Origin of the sequence: Pantoea sp. K16, assembly GCF_048452805.1 — a bacterium.
Classification (GTDB): Bacteria; Pseudomonadota; Gammaproteobacteria; order Enterobacterales; family Enterobacteriaceae; genus Pantoea; species Pantoea agglomerans.
This window is the reverse complement of sequence record NZ_JBLWNV010000016.1, coordinates 88,428-107,851: the sequence shown is the minus strand read 5'-3', so window position 1 is coordinate 107,851 and position 19,424 is coordinate 88,428. Positions and strand designations below refer to the sequence as shown.

At 56.8% G+C, this 19,424-nt stretch carries 14 protein-coding genes; 6 read left to right on the top strand and 8 right to left on the bottom strand.

The window, feature by feature from the left end; translation table 11 throughout:
* Positions 1-54: 54 nt before the first annotated feature.
* The 4 genes from argH to argC form a co-directional block, all read right to left on the bottom strand.
* Positions 55-1,428: an argininosuccinate lyase gene (gene argH / locus ACK13D_RS19480; RefSeq protein WP_045139514.1), complete on the bottom strand. Its 1,374-nt coding sequence runs from the start codon at positions 1,426-1,428 to the stop codon at positions 55-57.
* Positions 1,429-1,518: 90 nt separating this feature from the next.
* Entirely contained in the window at positions 1,519-2,736 is a 1,218-nt protein-coding gene (locus tag ACK13D_RS19475) for an argininosuccinate synthase (RefSeq protein WP_022624925.1), read from the bottom strand.
* A 24-nt stretch (positions 2,737-2,760) separates the two neighbouring features.
* Complete coding sequence (argB, locus tag ACK13D_RS19470; protein ID WP_010258140.1) at positions 2,761-3,537, bottom strand: acetylglutamate kinase; 777 nt, start codon at positions 3,535-3,537, stop codon at positions 2,761-2,763.
* A gap of 14 nt (positions 3,538-3,551) precedes the next feature.
* Positions 3,552-4,556: an N-acetyl-gamma-glutamyl-phosphate reductase gene (gene argC / locus ACK13D_RS19465; protein ID WP_010672063.1), complete on the bottom strand. Its 1,005-nt coding sequence runs from the start codon at positions 4,554-4,556 to the stop codon at positions 3,552-3,554.
* A 167-nt stretch (positions 4,557-4,723) separates the two neighbouring features.
* Between argC and argE the strand changes: the two genes are divergently transcribed.
* Together argE and ppc are read left to right on the top strand one after the other, a co-directional pair.
* Positions 4,724-5,872, top strand: coding sequence for an acetylornithine deacetylase (argE, locus tag ACK13D_RS19460; protein WP_010258144.1), 1,149 nt, complete (start codon positions 4,724-4,726; stop codon positions 5,870-5,872).
* A gap of 353 nt (positions 5,873-6,225) precedes the next feature.
* Positions 6,226-8,877 (top strand): phosphoenolpyruvate carboxylase, encoded by a 2,652-nt coding sequence (gene ppc, locus ACK13D_RS19455; protein ID WP_022624923.1) that lies wholly within the window; start codon positions 6,226-6,228, stop codon positions 8,875-8,877.
* Positions 8,878-8,974: 97 nt separating this feature from the next.
* Here the strand turns inward: ppc and metF are convergent, their stop codons facing one another.
* The 3 genes from metF to metB all read right to left on the bottom strand — a co-directional run bounded on the left by metF (position 8,975) and on the right by metB (position 13,675).
* Positions 8,975-9,874 carry a methylenetetrahydrofolate reductase gene (gene metF, locus ACK13D_RS19450; protein ID WP_033759192.1) on the bottom strand — a complete coding sequence of 300 codons (900 nt, stop codon included), beginning with the start codon at positions 9,872-9,874 and terminating at the stop codon, positions 8,975-8,977.
* A gap of 202 nt (positions 9,875-10,076) precedes the next feature.
* On the bottom strand, positions 10,077-12,512 hold the full coding sequence (locus ACK13D_RS19445) for a bifunctional aspartate kinase/homoserine dehydrogenase II (RefSeq protein ID WP_418796995.1): 2,436 nt from the start codon (positions 12,510-12,512) through the stop codon (positions 10,077-10,079).
* A gap of 2 nt (positions 12,513-12,514) precedes the next feature.
* Positions 12,515-13,675: a cystathionine gamma-synthase gene (metB, locus tag ACK13D_RS19440; protein ID WP_022624922.1), complete on the bottom strand. Its 1,161-nt coding sequence runs from the start codon at positions 13,673-13,675 to the stop codon at positions 12,515-12,517.
* A 273-nt stretch (positions 13,676-13,948) separates the two neighbouring features.
* On the opposite strand from metB, the gene metJ reads away from it, so the two are divergent.
* Positions 13,949-14,266, top strand: a complete 318-nt coding sequence (gene metJ / locus ACK13D_RS19435) for a met regulon transcriptional regulator MetJ (RefSeq protein WP_009088019.1) — start codon at positions 13,949-13,951, stop codon at positions 14,264-14,266.
* 79 nt (positions 14,267-14,345) lie between these two features.
* Here metJ and rpmE read toward each other — a convergent pair whose 3' ends face one another.
* Positions 14,346-14,561 carry a 50S ribosomal protein L31 gene (gene rpmE, locus ACK13D_RS19430; protein ID WP_003851227.1) on the bottom strand — a complete coding sequence of 72 codons (216 nt, stop codon included), beginning with the start codon at positions 14,559-14,561 and terminating at the stop codon, positions 14,346-14,348.
* A gap of 225 nt (positions 14,562-14,786) precedes the next feature.
* On the opposite strand from rpmE, the gene priA reads away from it, so the two are divergent.
* The 3 genes from priA (at position 14,787) to ftsN (ending at position 19,347) form a co-directional block, all read left to right on the top strand.
* Positions 14,787-16,982 carry a primosomal protein N' gene (priA, locus tag ACK13D_RS19425; protein ID WP_010672068.1) on the top strand — a complete coding sequence of 732 codons (2,196 nt, stop codon included), beginning with the start codon at positions 14,787-14,789 and terminating at the stop codon, positions 16,980-16,982.
* A gap of 164 nt (positions 16,983-17,146) precedes the next feature.
* Positions 17,147-18,184 carry a DNA-binding transcriptional regulator CytR gene (gene cytR, locus ACK13D_RS19420; RefSeq protein WP_010672069.1) on the top strand — a complete coding sequence of 346 codons (1,038 nt, stop codon included), beginning with the start codon at positions 17,147-17,149 and terminating at the stop codon, positions 18,182-18,184.
* Positions 18,185-18,336: 152 nt separating this feature from the next.
* Positions 18,337-19,347: a cell division protein FtsN gene (ftsN, locus tag ACK13D_RS19415; RefSeq protein ID WP_418796994.1), complete on the top strand. Its 1,011-nt coding sequence runs from the start codon at positions 18,337-18,339 to the stop codon at positions 19,345-19,347.
* Positions 19,348-19,424 lie beyond the last annotated feature (77 nt).

Genomic DNA, 19,424 nt, shown 5'->3' with positions numbered 1-19,424 from the left:
CTGAAGCTAGAGGTTGGCGGGCATTTAATGTGCCCGCTTTTTTTTACCTGTTAATTACGCCAGACGCTGCTTTGCGTCACCGATGGCACGCGCAACCTGCTGTGGCGAGACGCCGCCCTGCGCATTACGCTTATCCAGACAGGATTGCAGCGCCAGAATCGGATAGACATCCTCGCCAATCACCGCACTGAACTGCTGCAGCTGTGCCAGCGACAGCGCTTCCAGAGCCACGCCCTGCCCGATGGCGGCAACCACTACTTCCCCGACGATATGGTGTGCTTCACGGAACGGTACGCCTTTGGCGACCAGATAGTCAGCCAGTTCAGTGGAGTTTGCGTAACCCTGTTCAGCCGCTTCCTGGCAGCGCGGACGTTTAACCTGCAGGCCATCCAGCACCAGAACTGACATATGCAGACAGTCGAGCCAGGTGTCGAGCGCGTCAAACAGCCCCTCTTTGTCTTCCTGCATATCTTTGTTGTAGGCCAGCGGCAGACCTTTCAGCGTCATCATCATGCCGGTCAGCGCGCCCTGCACCCGGCCACACTTGCCGCGAATCAGCTCCAGCGCATCCGGATTTTTCTTCTGCGGCATCAGCGATGAGCCGGAGGTCACTTTATCTGACAGTTCGATAAAGCCCGCTTCACCCGTGTTGAAGAAGATCATATCTTCGGCGAAGCGCGACAGATGCACCATGCCGATGGCAGCGTCAGAAAGCAGCTCCAGCACGTGATCGCGGTCTGATACGGTATCCAGACTGTTGCGCGTGGCAGAAGCAAAGCCCAGCCAGCCTGCCAGCTGCTGACGATCGATCTCATACGCGGTACCGGCCAGTGCGCCACAGCCCAGCGGGCTGACATCGAGCCGCTTCAGCGTATCCTGCAGACGGCTCTCGTCACGCGCCAGCATTTCAACGTAGGCCAGGCACCAGTGCGCAAACGTCACCGGCTGCGCACGCTGCAGATGCGTGTAGCCCGGCATCACCGCATCCTGATTGGCTTCGGCGGTGACCACCAGCGCCTGCTGCAGATCACGGGTGGCACTCAGCAGCGCTTCAATCTGCACCTTGCACCACAGCTTAAGATCGGTCGCGACCTGATCGTTACGGCTACGTCCGGTGTGCAGTTTTTTGCCCAGCGCGCCCACCTTGTCGATCAGCTGGCCTTCAACCCAGCTGTGGATATCTTCGGCGTCACTCTGCAGAATCTGCTCAGGATCCTCACGGACTTCATCCAGTAACGTATTCAGGGCCGCTTCCAGCTGCTGCTGCTCATCCTGAGTCAGGACATTTACCGTCACCAGCGCTTTGGACCAGGCAACAGAGCCAATGATGTCCTGCTCTGCCAGGCGGTAATCGAAGCGCAGCGAGTCATTGAACTGTTTAAAACGTTGATCCGCTGCCTGAGTAAACCGTCCACCCCAAAGTGCCATGTGAAAACTCCTCTGAATCGTTAAACAAGGGGCGGCATAAATGCCGCCCCTGAAATGAAACTATGAGGCGAGGCGCACCTCGCCTGAAAATTACTTCTTCTGCTCGTTCAGGGCGCGGATACGCGAAGAGAGTGAGAACAGACGGATAAAGCCGCCCGCATGACGGTGATCGTACACTTCATCTTCACCGAAGGTGGCGAACTCTTCCGAGTAGAGGCTGTTCGCGGAACGCTTCTGGGTGGCTGTCGCCTGGCCTTTGTAGAGCTGCAGCACCACTTCACCGTTAACCTCTTCCGCCAGCGATTCGGCAGCGGCCTGAATCGACTTACGCAGCGGGGCGAACCAGCGACCGTCATAAACCACATAGGACATCTCGTGGCCGAGCTGCTCACGCCATTTGAAGCTATCGCGATCCAGCACCAGCTGCTCAACCGCACGCAGCGCATTGACCATGATGGTGCCGCCAGGGGTTTCGTAGCAGCCGCGCGATTTAATCCCTACCAGACGGTTTTCAACGATATCGATACGGCCGACGCCATGTTTTGCGCCCAGCACGTTAAGTTTTTCCAGGCACTGGAACGGACTCAGTTTTTCGCCGTTAACCGCCACAACCCGACCTTTTTCCACGGTTACGGTCACTTCTTCAGGCTGGTCAGGCGCTTCCAGCGGATCGACAGTCCAGACCCAGCAATCTTTATTCGGTGCATTGGCCGGGCTTTCCAGCACGCCACCTTCGGTAGAGATGTGCCAGGCGTTTTCGTCGCGGCTGTAGATTTTCTCCAGTGACGCGGTGGTCGGAATGTTGCGCTCTTTCAGGTAGTCCAGCAGCGCTTCACGTGAACGCAGGTTCCATTCACGCCACGGTGCCACCACTTTCAGCTGCGGTGCCAGCGCGGTGTAGGTGGTTTCGAAACGCACCTGGTCATTCCCTTTACCGGTAGCGCCGTGACACAGCGCATCCGCACCCACTTTCAGCGCCAGCTCAACCTGTGCTTTAGCGATGATAGGACGCGCCATTGAAGTGCCCAGCAGATAAGTGCCTTCATAGAGGGCGCCAGTCTGCAGCACCGGATAGACATAGTCGCTGATGAACTCTTCACGCAGGTCAACCACGTGGCATTCAGATGCGCCGGACTGCAGGGCTTTCTTCTCTACACCTTCCAGATCGCCGCGCTCCTGACCGATATCTGCGACAAAAGCGACGACTTCACAGCCGCCGTAGTTCTCTTTCAGCCATGGAATGATGGCCGAAGTATCAAGACCACCGGAGTAAGCCAGAACGATTTTTTTGATGTTTTGCGTTTGCATTTCGTAATCCTTGAATCAGAGTCGTTAAGCGAGAATCCGGGTGCCAATCGACACGCCGTTAAACAGGTCAGGCAGCCGCTCAGCGTGACGCCAGCTGGCAATATCCACCGGGCGGCCCAGGGTACGCGCTGCATCAAGCGCAGCGTGCACTTTCACAATCATGCCGTCGGTAATAATGCCCTGGGTAATCAGCTGCTCAGCTTTGTCGGCGGTCATCTCTTCGATGCGCTGACCTTTGCCGTCGAGAATACCACTGACGTCTGACAACAGGACCAGATCAGCGCCCAGCGTCGAGGCCAGTGCGGTCGCCGCCTGGTCAGCGTTGACGTTCATCAGGTCTCCGCTGTCAGTTATACCAATTGAGCTCACCACCGGCATATAGCCGGCCGCCAGCAGGGTGTTCAGCAATGCCGGATCGCCCGGCATTGCGTGGCCAACGTGGCCGAGTTCTTCATCAAACGGTGTGACATTCACGATGCCCGCATCGCCCAGGCAGAGGCCTACCGCGTTGATGCCCGATTTTTTTGCCCAGGCCAGCAGCGTTTTATTCGCGGTTCCCGCCAGCGCACCGGTAATAATGTCGATCTGATCGGCTGGCGTGACACGCAGGCCATTTTTCTTCTTCACCGGCAGCGCCAGCTTTTTCATCAGTTCATCCACCAGGCAACCGCCGCCGTGGACAATAATCAGCGGACGCTGATGGGCGCTGCGGTAGGTCAGCAGCGCTTCAAACAGGCGGGCCAGCGCTTCTTCGCTGTCTAACAACACACCGCCCAGCTTGATAATCAATGGATTGGTCATGGTATATTTGTCCGTTAAATCAGTGACTGCGTTTCAGGGAAGCCGAACCGGATGTTCAGGCACTGTACCGCCTGCGATGCCGCGCCTTTCAGCAGATTATCTTCGGCTGCCACGACAATCAGATGCTCGCCCTGCACTTCAAAACCGATATCGCAGTAAGGCAGACCCACAACGGCTTTCAGCGCCGGTACGCCCTGCTCGTAGAGCCGCACCAGTGGCTTGTTGTCATAGGCGCGATGGAAAACTGCGGCGATATCTTCACGGCTGACACCTGCTTTCAGACGGCAGGTAATCGTCGCCAGGATACCGCGCGGGAAGTTACCCAGATGCGGAGTGAAGATCACCGGCGTACCGAGGTGCGCGACGATTTCCGGGTGATGACGATGATTGAACAGGCCGTAAGGCTGCAGGCTCACTTCGCAGAAGCTGGTGCCGACATTGGCTTTACGTCCGGCACCGCTCACGCCGCTGGTGGCGTTGATTACCGGCCACTGCGCCTCGTTTAACAGTCCGGCATCCACCAGGGGCTTCAGCGCCAGCTGCGCAGCGGTCGGATAGCAACCTGGCACAGCCACCAGCTGCGCCTGCTGGATTTTCTCATGCTGATATTCGGCAAGGCCGTAAACGGCTTTGTCCAGCCAGTCGCCATGCTGATGGGTGAAGCCATAAAAGCGGGTATAAAAATCAGCGTCATTCACGCGGAACGCACCCGACAGGTCGAACACCACACAGCCAGCCTTGAGAAATTCCGGCGCCAGATCGTGGCTGACTTCGTGGGCCGTCGCCAGGAACACCACATCCACCTTGTCTGCCCACTCGGCCGCGCTGCTCAGCGGCTGCAGCGGCAAATCCACCACACCTTTCAGCTGCGGATGGAGATCGGAGAGGCGCTTGCCGGCATCAGGGCTTTGCGCCGAAACCGCCAAAGCGGTTATGTTGATATGTGGATGGCGATTCAGGAAGGTGGCAAGCTCTGTACCAGCATAACCACTGGCACCAACGATCAGCGTATTCAACATCAGGCTGTAACCCTTTTTACAGTCGCACGTTCCGGGTCGCGGCCTTGCCCCGTTACCCGCCCTGTCATCTGCAGTGATTTAAGGTTCCCTTGCAGAGGACGTTAATGTATTTTTATTCACTATTACTGCATGAATATGGATACATCCTAACCCAAGGACCGCCAACAGTGAAGACAAAATTACCGCCTTTTATTGAACTGTACCGCCAGTTAATCGCCACACCGTCGATCAGCGCAACCGATGCCGCACTGGATCAGAGTAATGAAACTTTAATCAATTTGCTGGCCGGCTGGTTCCGCGACCTCGGCTTCAGCGTTGAAGTGCAGCCGGTGCCCGGCACCCGCAATAAATTTAATATGCTGGCGCGTACCGGAAGCGGTGCGGGCGGCCTGCTGCTAGCAGGTCATACCGATACCGTTCCTTTTGACGATGGCCGCTGGACACGCGATCCCTTTACCCTGACCGAGCACGACAATAAGCTCTATGGCCTGGGCACGGCAGACATGAAAGGCTTCTTCGCCTTTATTCTCGATACACTGCGCGATGTGGATGTCAGCACGCTGAGCAAGCCGCTCTATATCCTCGCTACGGCCGATGAAGAGACCACCATGGCTGGCGCCAAATATTTTTCTGAGTCGACGCAGCTGCGTCCTGACTGCGCCATCATCGGTGAACCAACCTCGCTTAAACCGGTGCGTGCGCACAAAGGTCACCTGTCGAATGTGATCCGTATTGAGGGGAAATCGGGCCATTCCAGCGATCCCGCGCGAGGCGTTAACGCCATTGAACTGATGCATGAGTCGATCACCCATCTGATGCAACTGCGCAATACGCTGCAGGAGCGTTATCATCATGACGGCTTTGCCATCCCCTACCCCACCATGAATTTCGGCCATATTCATGGCGGTGACGCCGCTAACCGTATCTGCGCCTGCTGTGAACTGCATATGGATATCCGTCCGCTGCCGGGCCTGTCGCTGAACGACCTCGATGGGCTACTGAACGAGGCGCTGGCACCGGTCAGTGCGCGCTGGCCGGGCCGTGTCACGGTTGCCGAGTTGCATCCGCCGATTCCTGGCTACGAGTGTCCGGCAGATCATGAACTGGTCAGTGTGGTCGAGAAATTGCTGGGTATACCCACTGAGGTGGTGAACTACTGCACCGAAGCGCCTTTTATTCAGCAGCTCTGCCCAACGCTGGTACTGGGCCCGGGGTCGATTGAGCAGGCACATCAGCCAGACGAATTTATTGATACTGCATTTATTAAGCCGACAAGGGCGCTTATCACTCAGGTTGTGCAGCATTTTTGCCACTGATTAACAGCAAATGGGGCATTTCACTGCATTAACAGTAAAATGCCCCTTCATTCTGCGGGATTTAGCAATAAGAATAACTTATCCAGCTTTGTTCCCGATAAATTCTACGAATTTCCGTTATTTAGCCACACCTTTAGCGCACTTTAACGCATTTGACGAACGCAACATTACGTGGCTAGATAAAAGACGATGTTATGCCCACCGGGTGATTATCCAGAGCGTTTCAGAATGTGGACAGGCGGCAACGGAGCCGGTTCCCTGTAGATTAGGGGGAACATGGCGTTGCTGATTTTTCTGCTGCCTGAAAGGTCGGGTGTAGAAGTTTTTCAAGACGATAAGGGTGTCAGGGTCCAATGAACGAACAATATTCCGCAATGCGAAGTAATGTCAGTATGCTCGGCAAACTGCTCGGGGATACGATTAAGGATGCACTGGGAGAGAACATCCTCGACCAGGTGGAAACCATCCGTAAGCTCTCCAAGTCATCCCGTGCAGGAAATGACACTCATCGTAAAGAACTGCTCAATACGCTGCAGAACCTCTCCAACGAGGAGCTTCTGCCGGTTGCACGCGCTTTTAGCCAGTTTCTGAACCTCACCAACGTGGCTGAGCAGTATCAGACCATCTCGCAAAGTGGCGAGGGTGAGAACCATCCCGAACTGCTGAAAAAGACCTTTGATACCCTGAAGCAGCAGAAAGATATCAGCGAAAGTGACATCCTTGCGGCCATTGAGTCGCTGTCGCTGGAACTGGTGCTGACGGCTCACCCGACTGAAATCACCCGCCGTACGCTGATTCACAAGCTGGTCGAAGTTAACAGCTGCCTGAAACAGCTCGATCACAGCGACGTCTCCGACTACGAACGTAACCAGATTATGCGCCGTCTGCGTCAGCTGGTGGCACAGGCGTGGCACACCGATGAGATCCGCAAATATCGTCCGACCCCTATCGACGAAGCCAAATGGGGCTTTGCCGTGGTGGAAAACAGCCTGTGGGAAGGCGTACCCGCTTTCCTGCGTGAGCTGAACGAGCAGGTAGAAGAGGCGTTCGGCATTAAGCTGCCGGTCGATTTCGTGCCGGTTCAGTTCACCTCATGGATGGGTGGCGACCGCGACGGTAACCCTAACGTTACGGCGGCGATTACCCGCCACGTTATGCAGCTGAGTCGCTGGAAAGCCACTGACCTGTTCCTGCGCGATATCGGCGTACTGATCTCTGAGTTGTCGATGTCAGAGTGCACTGAAGAGATCCGGGAACTCAGCGGCGATCCGGAAGCACTTGAACCTTATCGTATGATCCTGAAACGCCTGCGCAGCCAGTTAATGACTACCCAGTCATTCCTGGAACGTCGCCTGAAAGGTGAACGTCTGCCGCGCCCGGCCGATCTGCTGGTCTCCAACGATCAGCTGTGGGATCCGCTGTTTACCATCTATCAGTCACTGCAAAAGTGCGGCATGGGCATTATCGCCAACGGTCAGTTGCTTGATACGCTGCGCCGCGTGAAATGCTTCGGCGTGCCGCTGGTGCGTATCGATCTGCGTCAGGAGAGTACCCGTCACACCGAAGCGATTGCTGAAGTGACCCGCTATCTGGGCCTCGGCGATTATGAAAGCTGGTCCGAAGCGGACAAGCAGGCCTTCCTGATCCGTGAACTGAACTCCAAGCGTCCGCTGCTGCCTCGCAGCTGGGAGCCCAGCGATGAAACGCGTGAAGTGCTGGAGACCTGTCGCGTCGCGGCTGAAGCGCCACAGGGTTCTATCGCCGCCTATGTTATCTCCATGGCGAAAACCCCTTCTGACGTGCTGGCCGTGCATCTGCTGCTGAAAGAAGCAGGCATCGGCTATGCCATGCCGGTTGCACCGCTGTTTGAAACGCTTGATGACCTGAATAATGCCAATGACGTAATGAGCCAGCTGCTGAGCATCGACTGGTATCGCGGCTTAATTCAGGGCAAACAGATGGTGATGATTGGCTATTCTGACTCGGCGAAAGACGCCGGTGTGATGGCCGCCAGCTGGGCGCAATATCAGGCACAGGATGCCCTGATTAAAACCTGTGAGAAGGCCGGGATTTCACTGACGCTGTTCCACGGACGCGGCGGCAGCATTGGCCGTGGCGGCGCACCCGCCCATGCAGCGCTGCTGTCGCAACCACCAGGCAGCCTGCGCGGCGGTCTGCGCGTGACCGAACAGGGCGAGATGATCCGCTTTAAATATGGTTTACCCGCCGTCACCATCGCCAGCCTGTCGCTCTACACCGGCGCAATTCTGGAAGCGAACCTGATGCCGCCGCCGGAGCCAAAACGCGAATGGCGCGACATTATGGATCAGCTCTCCGCCGACTCCTGTGCGATGTATCGCGGTTATGTGCGTGAAAATGCTGACTTCGTGCCCTATTTCCGCTCAGCGACGCCGGAGCAGGAGCTGGGTAAATTACCGCTGGGCTCACGTCCCGCCAAGCGCCGACCTACCGGCGGCGTAGAGTCGCTGCGTGCGATTCCATGGATTTTCGCCTGGACGCAGAACCGTCTGATGCTGCCTGCGTGGCTGGGTGCCGGTGCGGCCCTGCAACAGGCGATGGCCGCCGGTCATCAGGATCAGCTGGAAGCGATGTGCCGCGACTGGCCATTCTTCTCTACCCGTCTGGGTATGCTGGAGATGGTATTCTCAAAAGCGGACCTGTGGCTGGCGGAATATTACGATCAGCGTCTGGTCGAGAAATCACTCTGGCCGCTGGGCAAACAGCTGCGCGATCAGCTTGATGCGGATATCAAAGCGGTACTGACCATTGCCAATGACTCACACCTGATGGCCGATCAGCCGTGGATTGCCGAGTCAATTGCACTGCGTAACGTCTATACCGATCCGCTCAACGTACTCCAGGCCGAACTGCTGCATCGTTCGCGCGCGCGGGAAGCGAATGGCGATGAACCGGATGCCCGCGTTGAGCAGGCGCTGATGGTGACCATTGCTGGTGTCGCGGCAGGCATGCGCAATACCGGTTAATGGTGGTGAGGTGCTGACGATCGCCAGCGCCGCCCTGCAGTAAAAACAAAAAAAGTCGGGACTCTCCCGACTTTTTTTATTGGCTGAAGCAGAGCGGTTAAGCCGCAGCAGCAGCAGGACGCACGCCCAGGGTGTGACAAATGGCGTAACTCATTTCGGCACGGTTCAGCGTGTAGAAATGGAAATCCTTCACCCCTTCGCGTGACAGGATTTTCACCATATCCATCGCGATATTGGCTCCCACCATTTTCCGCGTTTCCGGATCATCATCCAGACCGGCGAACATCGCGCTCATCCAGCCCGGCACGCGCACATTGGTCAGCGTGGCAAAGCGTTGCAGCTGTTTAAAGTTAGAGACCGGCAGAATGCCCGGCACAATTTCCACGTCAATGCCGGTCGCGACACAGCGATCGCGGAAACGCAGATAACTTTCAACGTCGAAGAAAAACTGGGTAATAGCCCGGTTGGCACCTGCATCGATTTTTCGCTTCAGGTTAATCAGATCGGCCTGGGCGCTTTTCGCTTCGGGATGGACTTCCGGATAGGCCGCAACCGAAATATCAAAATCACCCACCTCTTTCAGCAGCGAAACCAGATCGCTGCCGTACATTTCTGGCTTACCGCTGCCAGGAGGCAGATCGCCGCGCAGCGCCACAATGTGACGGATGCCGTTGTTCCAGTAATCCTGAGCGATGGTGCGCAGTTCATTGCGCGTGGCATCGACACAGGTCAGATGGGGAGCGGCTTCCAGACCGGTGCGATCTTTAATGCCTTTGATAATGCTATGGGTGCGATCGCGTTCGCCTGAGTTCGCACCGTAGGTCACAGAAACGAATTTCGGTTTCAGACTGCTCAGGCGATCGATAGAGGTCCACAGGGTCTCTTCCATGTCGCTGGTACGAGGCGGGAAGAACTCAAATGAAACATTAATTTGCCCGTTCAGCTCAGCCAGGCTCTGGTTTAGCGCTTCGCGCTGATTGGCATGAAAGAAACTCATCCTGCACCCTCATCGATTAACAATCGGCCTGCGAACATCTACACGTTTAGACGTCCAGATGTTCAAAATGACGTAATCTGACTGTGCCGTCAACTTAAAAATGGTCAACAGTCGTGATCAATTTTCAATCAACATGAAGGCGATTCAACAGGGGAGCGATAACGCATTGAAAACAGGCGCCGAAGCGCCTGAGGAGGAGGAGTTACAGCAGTTGTGCGAGGCGATTAATATCTGACTGGATAGCGCCTGCGGTGACATCCCGGCCTGCGCCCGGTCCGCGGATCACCAGCGGATTATCGCGGTACCAGCGGCTCTCAATCGCAAAGACGTTGTCGCACGGCAGCAGTGAGGCCAACGGATGCTCCGGGCGCACCGCTTCAACACCCACGCGCGCCTTGCCATTGGCATCAAAACGGGCAACGTAACGCAGCACCAGGTCCATCTCCTGCGCGGCTTCGAGCCGTTGCAGCATCTGCTCATTCAGCTCTTCGCCATTTTCAAAGAAGTGGTCGACAGATCCCTGCTGACAGTTACTGGGCACCAGCGATTCAACCCGCACCTGATCCGGCTCGATGTTGTAGCCTGCCTCACGCGCCAGGATAACCAGCTTGCGCATCACATCCTGACCCGAGAGATCGGCGCGCGGGTCGGGCTCGGTTAAACCCTGCTGCCACGCCTGATCCACCAGCTCGGTAAAGGGCACCGTGCCATCAAACTGCAGGAACAGCCAAGACAGCGTGCCGGAGAAGATCCCGCTGATCGCCAGGATGGTATCGCCGCTGTCGCGCAGATCGCGCACCGTATAGTTGATCGGCAGACCTGCGCCAACGGTGGCGTTATAGAGCCAGTGACGTCCGGTTTTGGTAAAGGCATCGCGGATCTGGCGCCAGGTCTGACTGTCAGACGCTCCCGCGACCTTATTGGCGCTGATAACGTGAAAACCGTGACTGGCGAAGTCGAGATACTGCTGCGCCAGCGGTGTGCTGGCAGTGACATCCAGCACCACCAGGTCATCAAACGGGTGAGCACGCATCCACAGGAACAGCGACTCTTCATCGCGCTCTACCGCTTCATCATCAAAGAAGGCGAGTGCCCGGCTGGCTTCCAGCCCTTCATAGCTCAGCAGGCTGCGACGGCTGTCCGCGACGCCCACCAGCACAAATTCAAAGCCGGTCCGCGCTGACAGCGTTTCCTGATCGCGGGCAAACAGCTCCAGCCAGCGTGAACCGATATTGCCTTTGCCAAACAGCATCAGACCGATGCGCTTTTCTGCCCGGAACAGCGACTGATGCAATCCCTGAATCAGATGCTGAGTCGGGCCGACGCGCAGCACTGCGACCACGCTGATGTGCTCTTCTGACTGCCAGATGAACTCAATTGGCTGATCCTTTAACTGCTGCCAGAAGCGATGGGTATGCAGCGGATTGCGGGTAACGCCTGCGCCAACCAGCGCCACCAGCGCCAGGCCGTCGCGCAGCTGCAGATGGCCCGGTAAACCGGCATCCTGTAGCAGCGTAAAGGCGCTGTTTACCACTTCGGCGGTGTAACAGAGCTGCAGCAATTGACGATCGGGATGAACGCCAAACGCCAGCGGACGCAGCTGCGCGCGCTTCAGCAACAGGTCGATCTCTTTGTGCAGGATGGCGAAGTCATGCTGCTCTGGCAGCTGAATCTCAATCAGGCAAACATCATCATGGCTGGTGACGATACGCGCGCCCGTCCCGGAGGCCAGCACGCGCTCAATGCGGGTTGAGCCCTGCTCCGGCTGATAACTGCAGCGCAGTTGCAGGTCGATATCGCTGCCTGAAACCGGCTGCAGAGTACGGGTATGGAGAACCGGTGCCGCCAGGCGCGCCAGCTCGCTGGCTTCATCCAGCCTTAACAGCGGCAGCAGACAGGCATCAGAGACTTTGCGGGGATCGGCACTGTAGACACCCGCCACATCGCTCCAGATGGTCACCCGCCCGACACCCGCCAGTGCGCCAATCTGCGTGGCAGAATAGTCGGAACCGTTACGGCCAAGCAGGACGGTTTCACCGGCGTCGTTGCGGCTGATAAATCCGGTCACCACGATGCGCTTGTGCGGATGCTGCGCCAGTAGAGTCTGTAGCAGTGGCCAGGACTTCCCTTCATCTACCTGCGGTTGTGCGGCACGTTCAGCGCGCAGAAACTCACGCGCATCCAGCCAGCAGGCCTGAAGGTCACGCTGGCTCAGTACCGCTGACATCAGGCGTGCCGACCAGACTTCACCATGACCGACCACTTCGGCATAGACCGCATCGGTAATCGGCGCATCCAGCAGTGCGGCCAGCTTTTCCAGGTCGCGGATAAACGCGGTGATTAAAGGTTCTGCGACCTCAGCAGGCAGCAGCGCACTGATCAGTTCGCTCTGGTAGCGCCGTAAGGCCTGTTGCACCTGATGCGCAGAAAGCCGATCGCTCTGGCTCAGCTTCAGCCAGCTAATCAGCTGGTTGGTGGTTGAGCCTGCCGCAGAGACCACCATCAGGTCGCCCGGCTGGCTGTAGTCCGCCATAATACCGGCAACGCGCTGATAGCAGCGCGCATCGGCCAGGCTGCTGCCGCCAAACTTATGCAACTGCCTGATGTTCGGCGTTCCCGCGCCTGCTGAAATCGTCATGCTTAACCCTCGGCTGCGACCCGGAATGCATTATCCAGATCGGCAATTAAATCTTCGTGATCTTCAATACCGACAGAAACCCGTAGCAGCGTATCGGAAATGCCCGCTGCCGCGCGTGCTTCTGCCGACATCCCCGCGTGCGTCATGGTGGCGGTATGGGAGATCAGACTCTCTACTCCGCCCAGCGATTCCGCCAGCGTAAATAGCTGCAGTGCTTTCAGGAAGCGACGCAGCAGCGCCTCATCACCGTCGACCTCGAAACTCAGCATCGCGCCAAAGCCGCGCTGCTGACGTACGGCATGTTCGTGTCCGGCGTTTTCCGGCAGCGAAGGATGATACAACTTTTTCACCAGTTTCTGCTGCTTCAGATACTCTACAATCGCGAGTGCGTTGCGTTGTGCGGCTGCAATCCGCGGTGAAAGCGTACGAATCCCGCGCAGCAGCAGATAACTGTCAAACGCTGCACCGGTCACACCAATGTTATTTGCCCACCAGGCCAGGTCGGTAGCGAGTTGCGGATCTTTGGCGATGACCGCGCCCGCCACGACATCGGAGTGGCCATTAAGGTATTTGGTACAGGAGTGGATCACCAGGTCCGCACCCAGCGCCAGAGGATTCTGCAGCGCCGGACTCATAAAGGTATTGTCCACCACGCTGATGGCACCCGCAGCACGCGCAGCGGCGCAAATCGCGCTGATATCTACCACGCGCAGCAGCGGATTGCTGGGGCTTTCAATCAGCACCAGTTTTGGGTTTTCATCCAGAGCGGCCTGCAGCGCTACCGGATCACCCTGATCGACAAATTTCACCCGATAGGCGCCGCGCTTGCTCAGGCTGTCAAACAGCCGATAGCTGCCGCCATAACAGTCATGTGGCGCGACCAGCAGATCGCCAGGCTTCAGAAACACCGTCGTGACCAGGTGAATCGCCGACATCCCGGTATTGGTTAATACCGCGCCCGCTCCCCCTTCCAGTTCTGCCAGCGTACGCTGTACGACATCACGAGTGGGGTTGCCACGACGGGAGTAGTCATGCGCACGAGGCTCATTGAAATCCAGGAAGTTATAGGTGGTAGAGAGGTGGATTGGCGGGACAACGCAGCCATATTGCTCGTCATCATTCAAACCGCTGCGCACTGCGATGGTTGCCGGTTTACGCGTCATGAGCGAATTGTTCCTGAAGAGTGAATAAAATGTAGGCCACAGGATATCACCCTCTAATTAGACGTCAATACATCTGGACATCTAAATGTCTTTGCGTATAGATTGAGCAAAACCGCAATAACCGCTAAAATTATGCGTCATCGCCTGGCGTTCCCCTCTGTCAGACAGAGGCAGTGAGCGAAGAAAACCCGCCATATCAGGGGTCAGGCAGGAAAAAATCAGGCATAATCCGCTGATTTCCTAACATTTAACGTTTATTAATTAAGGTAACCCATGGCTGAATGGAACGGCGAATATATCAGCCCGTACGCTGAGCACGGTAAGAAGAGCGAGCAGGTCAAGAAGATCACAGTATCAATCCCATTGAGCGTGCTGAAGATTTTAACGGATGAGCGTACCCGTCGTCAGGTGAACAACCTGCGTCACGCCACCAACAGCGAGCTGCTTTGCGAAGCCTTTTTACATGCCTTTACGGGCCAACCGCTGCCGGATGACGTCGACCTGCGCAAAGAGCGTAGTGATGAGATTCCGGAAGAAGCAAAAGCAATCATGCGCCAGATGGGTGTCGATCCGGATACCTGGGAGTATTGATCTTTCAGCCATAAAAAAACCCAGCCGAAGCTGGGTTTTTTCTTGCCGCCGAACCCGCAGGTTCAGGTGCCTTTTAATCTTATTTTTTAGCGCCTGGCACGCTGAAACGCTTGTTAAAGCGGTCAACACGGCCACCAGTTGCCACTTCACGCTGCTTACCGGTATAGAACGGGTGGCATTTGCCACAAACGTCCAGGTTCAGTTCGTGAGTCAGTGTTGAACGGGTGTGGATCTCGTTGCCGCAGGTACATTTGATAGTAACTGCTTCGTATTTCGGGTGAATACCTTGTTTCATGGGAAACCTCATTGAAGGCCGTGTCGCTCTCCGTGCCAGGCTTTAACCTGCACAGCACCACACGCGATTGAACATTATAGGGTGTACTCCGGCCAGATATTTCTCACCGAAGGCGGCATATTATACAGGTAAGTTTCGATTGCTGCAAATATCTGCTGAGATACCCGCCATCAGGGTCAGCGTGTACACTAGCTTCCCCGATCATTGAGCCGGAAAGAGAGAGTTATGCCCGTAGTCCAGGTCGCCCTGCCCGTCCCCTTGCCCCGCCTGTTTGATTATCTGCCGCCACAGGGTGCGCAGCCGGTCATTGGTGGTCGCGTGAGTGTGCCCTTTGGCAATCGCAGGATGATCGGGATTGTGGTCGCCTTTCGTGACAGCAGCGATCTGCCGGAAGCACAACTCAAGCGCGTGATTGAGGTGCTGGATAGTGAATCCCTCTATCCAGCGTCGCTGTGGCGCATCCTTAACTGGGCCGCCAGCTATTATCATTCGCCGCAGGGAGAGGTACTGAGTCACGCTATTCCGGTACTGCTGCGTCAGGGCAAAGCGGCGCAGGACAATCCCTTATGGCGCTGGGAAATCACCGAGCAGGGTCGGGCGACTGCGCCGGAAAGTTTAAAGCGGGCACCGAAACAGCAGCAGGCGCTGGCTGCACTGCGGCAGCAACCGCTCTATCGTCATCAGGTCAGTGAACATGACCTCACGGATGCGACGCTGCAGGCGCTGCGCGCCAAAGGGTTATGCGAACTGCATGAGCATCAGCCGCAGATGCACGACTGGCGTACCACTTATGCCGTAAAAGGCGAACGTCTGCGGCTGAATACCGATCAGGCGATGGCCGTGGGTGCGATTCGGGCAGATGATGAACATTATGCAGCCTGGCTGCTGGCGGGCATCACGGGTTCAGGCAAAACCGAGGTTTACCTCAGCGTGCTGGAAAATGTGCTGGCACGCGGTAAACAGGCGCTGGTGCTGGTGCCGGAGATTGGCCTGACCCCGCAAACTATCGCCCGTTTTCGCGAACGTTTTGATGCGCCCATTGATGTGCTGCACTCCGCATTAAATGACAGTGAGCGGCTGGCGGTCTGGTTACGTGCGCGGCGCGGCGAAACGGCGATTGTGATTGGCACCCGATCGGCGCTGTTTACGCCACTGGCCCGTCCTGGCGTAATTATTATCGATGAAGAGCATGACAGCTCCTATAAACAGCAGGAGGGCTGGCGCTATCAGGCGCGCGATCTGGCCGTCTTCCGCGCACATGAAGAGGATATCCCGATTGTTATGGGATCGGCGACCCCTGCTCTGGAGACACTGCACAATGTCCGCAGCGGCAAGTATCGCCAGCTCGACCTGACAAAACGCGCCGGCAATGCCAGACCGGCACTGCAACAGCTTATCGACTTAAAAGGCGTGCAGTTGATCGGCGGTCTGGCACCGGGCCTGATTGGTAAAATGCGCCAGCATCTGCAGGCCGATAATCAGGTGCTGTTGTTTCTTAACCGCCGTGGCTTTTCGCCCGCCCTGCTCTGTCATGATTGCGGCTGGATTGCTGAGTGTACCCGCTGTGACCGCTACTACACGCTGCATCAGCACCATCGCCAGCTACGCTGCCACCATTGCGACAGCCAGCGTCCGCTGCCTAATCAATGCCCGCAGTGTGGTTCAACCCATTTACTACCGGTAGGCGTCGGGACTGAGCAACTGGAGCAGCAGCTCGGCACACTTTTCCCTGGCGTGCCGGTGTCGCGAATCGATCGTGATACCACCAGCCGCAAAGGTGCGCTGGAGCAGCATCTGGCTGACGTTCATCGCGGCGGCGCACGAATCCTGGTTGGCACCCAGATGCTGGCCAAAGGCCACCACTTCCCCGATGTTACGCTGGTGTCGCTGCTGGATGTCGATGGTGCACTGTTCTCAGCCGATTTTCGTGCGGCGGAACGCTTTGCTCAGCTCTACACCCAGGTCGCCGGTCGTGCTGGTCGTGCCGGCAAACAGGGCGAGGTGTTGCTGCAGACTCACCATCCGGAACATCCGCTGCTGCAGACGCTGTTGCACCAGGGCTATTCGGCGTTCGCCCAGCAGGCATTGCTGGAGCGACAGGCAGTCCATCTGCCGCCCTGGAGCCGCCATGCGCTGTTCCGCGCTGAAGATATGGATAACCAGCAGGCGGCGGAATTCCTGCAACAACTCCGTAATTTGCTGGAGGCAAGCCCGCTGAACGATAAGGCGATGTGGTTTATGGGTCCGTTGCCTGCACTGCAGCCAAAACGCAGTGGACGCTGGCGCTGGCAACTGCTGCTGCAGCATCCCTCCCGGCAGCGTCTGCAACAGTTGCTGAGCAGTTCGTTGCCGCTGGTTTCAACACTGCCCGCGGCGCGCAAAGTGAAATGGACGCTGGATATCGACCCTACCGAGAGCTGATTTAAGCTGACACTGCGAGCCAGATCGAAAAATGTCGCATAAGTCACAATTTTTATGCAAATTAAGTAACAACCAGCCGGGCAATCGTTAACAATGTTGCCCGGTTTGCCTTCAGGTCAGGCAGAAACAGAATTGAACGCGCCATAACGCGTCAGGAGCATGTGTTGGAGCAGAATCAACAACCGCCCGCCGCCACGATGAAAGATGTTGCGGAACATGCGGGCGTCTCAACCGCCACCGTATCGCGTGCGCTGATGAATCCGGAGAAGGTTTCTGCGGCCACCCGCCAGAAAGTCGAGCAGGCGGTTGCCGCCGTCGGCTACGCGGCACATGGCCCCACGCGCAACGCCCGTCGTAATGAGACGCGTACCATCCTGGTCATTGTCCCTGACATCTGCGATCCCTTCTTTAGTGAAATCATCCGAGGCGTTGAAGTTACGGCAGCCGAAGAGGGCTATCTGGTGCTGATTGGTGACTGCGCGCATCAGAATCAGCAGGAGAGAACTTTTCTCAACCTGATGGTGACGCGACAGATCGATGGCATGGTGCTGCTCGGCTCAAAGTTGCCTTTTGATGCCAGCATTGATGAGCAACGCAACTTGCCGCCTATGGTAATGGCGAATGAGTTTGCGCCGGAAATGTCACTGCCCACTGTCCACATCGATAACCTGACCGCCGCATTTGAAGCGGTAAATCATTTACTGCAGTTGGGTCACACACATATCGCCTGTATCGCCGGGCCGGAAGAGATGCCGCTCTGCCAGTATCGTTTGCAGGGGTATGTCCAGGCGATGCGTCGCAGCGGGCTGACGGTCGATCCTACCTATATTGTGCGCGGTGACTTCACATTTGAAGCGGGCGTTGCCGCCATGAATCAGCTGATGACCCTGCCGCAACCGCCGCGCGCGCTCTTCTGCCACAGCGATATTATGGCACTTGGGGCGATGAATCAGGCCCGGCGCTGCGGACTGCGGATACCGGAGGACCTCTCTGTGGTCGGATTCGATGACATTGAGCTATCACGTTACTGCGAGCCGCCGCTGACCACGGTCACGCAGCCACGTTACCAGATAGGCCGGGAAGCGATGCTTCTGCTGCTGGATGAGTTAAATGGCAAACGGGTCATCAGCGGATCGCGGCTGCTGGATGCCGGTTTAACCATTCGTGGCAGCACGGCGCGAGCAAAAAAGCGTGAAAAATAAGCGTATTTGTCTGATTTTTTCAGTAGATTCTTAAGGCGAACACTGCTGGTCAAAGTTCCGACCCTTAAGTAACATGGCGGACTCCTTGCCGGGCGCGTAAAAATCATCATTTCGCCCATCTGGCACTATTTTTGAAGGGTATAAGAACGAGAGTGGCACAAAAAGATTACGTAGGCCGCGGGCGTTCAACAGGGACGCGTCGCAAAAAAAGCCCCAGCCGTGGCAAGAAGAGCAAAGGCGGTTCGGGAACATCTAAATTGATGATTGTACTGGCGGTCGCAGTGTTGGTGACCTTTGCCGGTGGTTTATGGTTCCTGGCGCATCACAAAAAAGAGGACGTGCCGGTCATTACGGATCATAAAGCCAACGGCAATGGCCTGCCGCCGAAGCCAGAAGAGCGCTGGAAATATATTAAAGAGCTGGAGAACCGTCAGGTCACTGTGCCGACACCTATCGAACCCTCTTCGGGTGGCGAAGTGAAGTCGCAGACACAGCTGACCGACGAGCAGCGCCAGTTGCTGGAGCAGATGCAGGCGGATATGCGTCAGCAGCCGACGCAGCTCAACGAAGTGCCGTGGAACGAACAGACGCCGGCGCAACGTCAGCAGACACTGCAGCATCAGCAGCAGTTGCAACAACTGCAGCGTCAGCAGCAGCAGGTTCAGCAACAACAGCAGCAGCAACAGGTTCAGCAGCAACGTCAGCAGTTGCAGGCTCAGCAGCAACAGCAACGCCAGCAGCAGTTGCAGCAACAACAACAGCGCCAGCAACAGCAGCAATTACAACAACAGCAACGTCAGCAGCAGCAGCAGCAGCAGCAGCAGCAGCAGCAAAACGTACAGCGCCAGACGCAGCCTGCACCTGTTACGCGTGAACCGGAAGTGCAGCCAAAACCGCAGGAGAACGCGAAGGCGAAACCGGCGGAGAAAGCCTCTTCGCAGCGCTGGATGGTGCAGTGTGGTTCGTTTAAGGGCACTGACCAGGCTGAATCGGTGCGCGCTGGCTTAGCCTTTGAAGGATTTGAAAGCCGTATTACCACCGGTGGCGGCTGGAATCGTGTGGTTATCGGTCCTTATAAAGACCGCGCCTCCGCTGACAGCACCCTGAAGCGCCTGCGCAGTTCCGGACACTCCAGCTGTATTCCGCTCTCCGTCGGGGGTTGAAACCCGTCAAACCCGCCCCATATCTGTTGCATGATACTCCGCGCCCGGTGCGCGGAGTCCTTTTCCGACTGCAACAA

What these genes read in the sequence shown, in the direction of transcription:
- ACK13D_RS19475 (WP_022624925.1), bottom strand. Translation starts at nt 2,736, where the DNA reads ATGCAAACGCAAAACATCAAAAAAATCGTTCTGGCTTACTCCGGTGGT.
- ppc (WP_022624923.1), top strand. Translation starts at nt 6,226, where the DNA reads ATGAACGAACAATATTCCGCAATGCGAAGTAATGTCAGTATGCTCGGC.
- metF (WP_033759192.1), bottom strand. Translation starts at nt 9,874, where the DNA reads ATGAGTTTCTTTCATGCCAATCAGCGCGAAGCGCTAAACCAGAGCCTG.
- argC (WP_010672063.1), bottom strand. Translation starts at nt 4,556, where the DNA reads ATGTTGAATACGCTGATCGTTGGTGCCAGTGGTTATGCTGGTACAGAG.
- ACK13D_RS19445 (WP_418796995.1), bottom strand. Translation starts at nt 12,512, where the DNA reads ATGACGATTTCAGCAGGCGCGGGAACGCCGAACATCAGGCAGTTGCAT.
- metB (WP_022624922.1), bottom strand. Translation starts at nt 13,675, where the DNA reads ATGACGCGTAAACCGGCAACCATCGCAGTGCGCAGCGGTTTGAATGAT.
- argB (WP_010258140.1), bottom strand. Translation starts at nt 3,537, where the DNA reads ATGACCAATCCATTGATTATCAAGCTGGGCGGTGTGTTGTTAGACAGC.
- rpmE (WP_003851227.1), bottom strand. Translation starts at nt 14,561, where the DNA reads ATGAAACAAGGTATTCACCCGAAATACGAAGCAGTTACTATCAAATGT.
- priA (WP_010672068.1), top strand. Translation starts at nt 14,787, where the DNA reads ATGCCCGTAGTCCAGGTCGCCCTGCCCGTCCCCTTGCCCCGCCTGTTT.
- argH (WP_045139514.1), bottom strand. Translation starts at nt 1,428, where the DNA reads ATGGCACTTTGGGGTGGACGGTTTACTCAGGCAGCGGATCAACGTTTT.
- metJ (WP_009088019.1), top strand. Translation starts at nt 13,949, where the DNA reads ATGGCTGAATGGAACGGCGAATATATCAGCCCGTACGCTGAGCACGGT.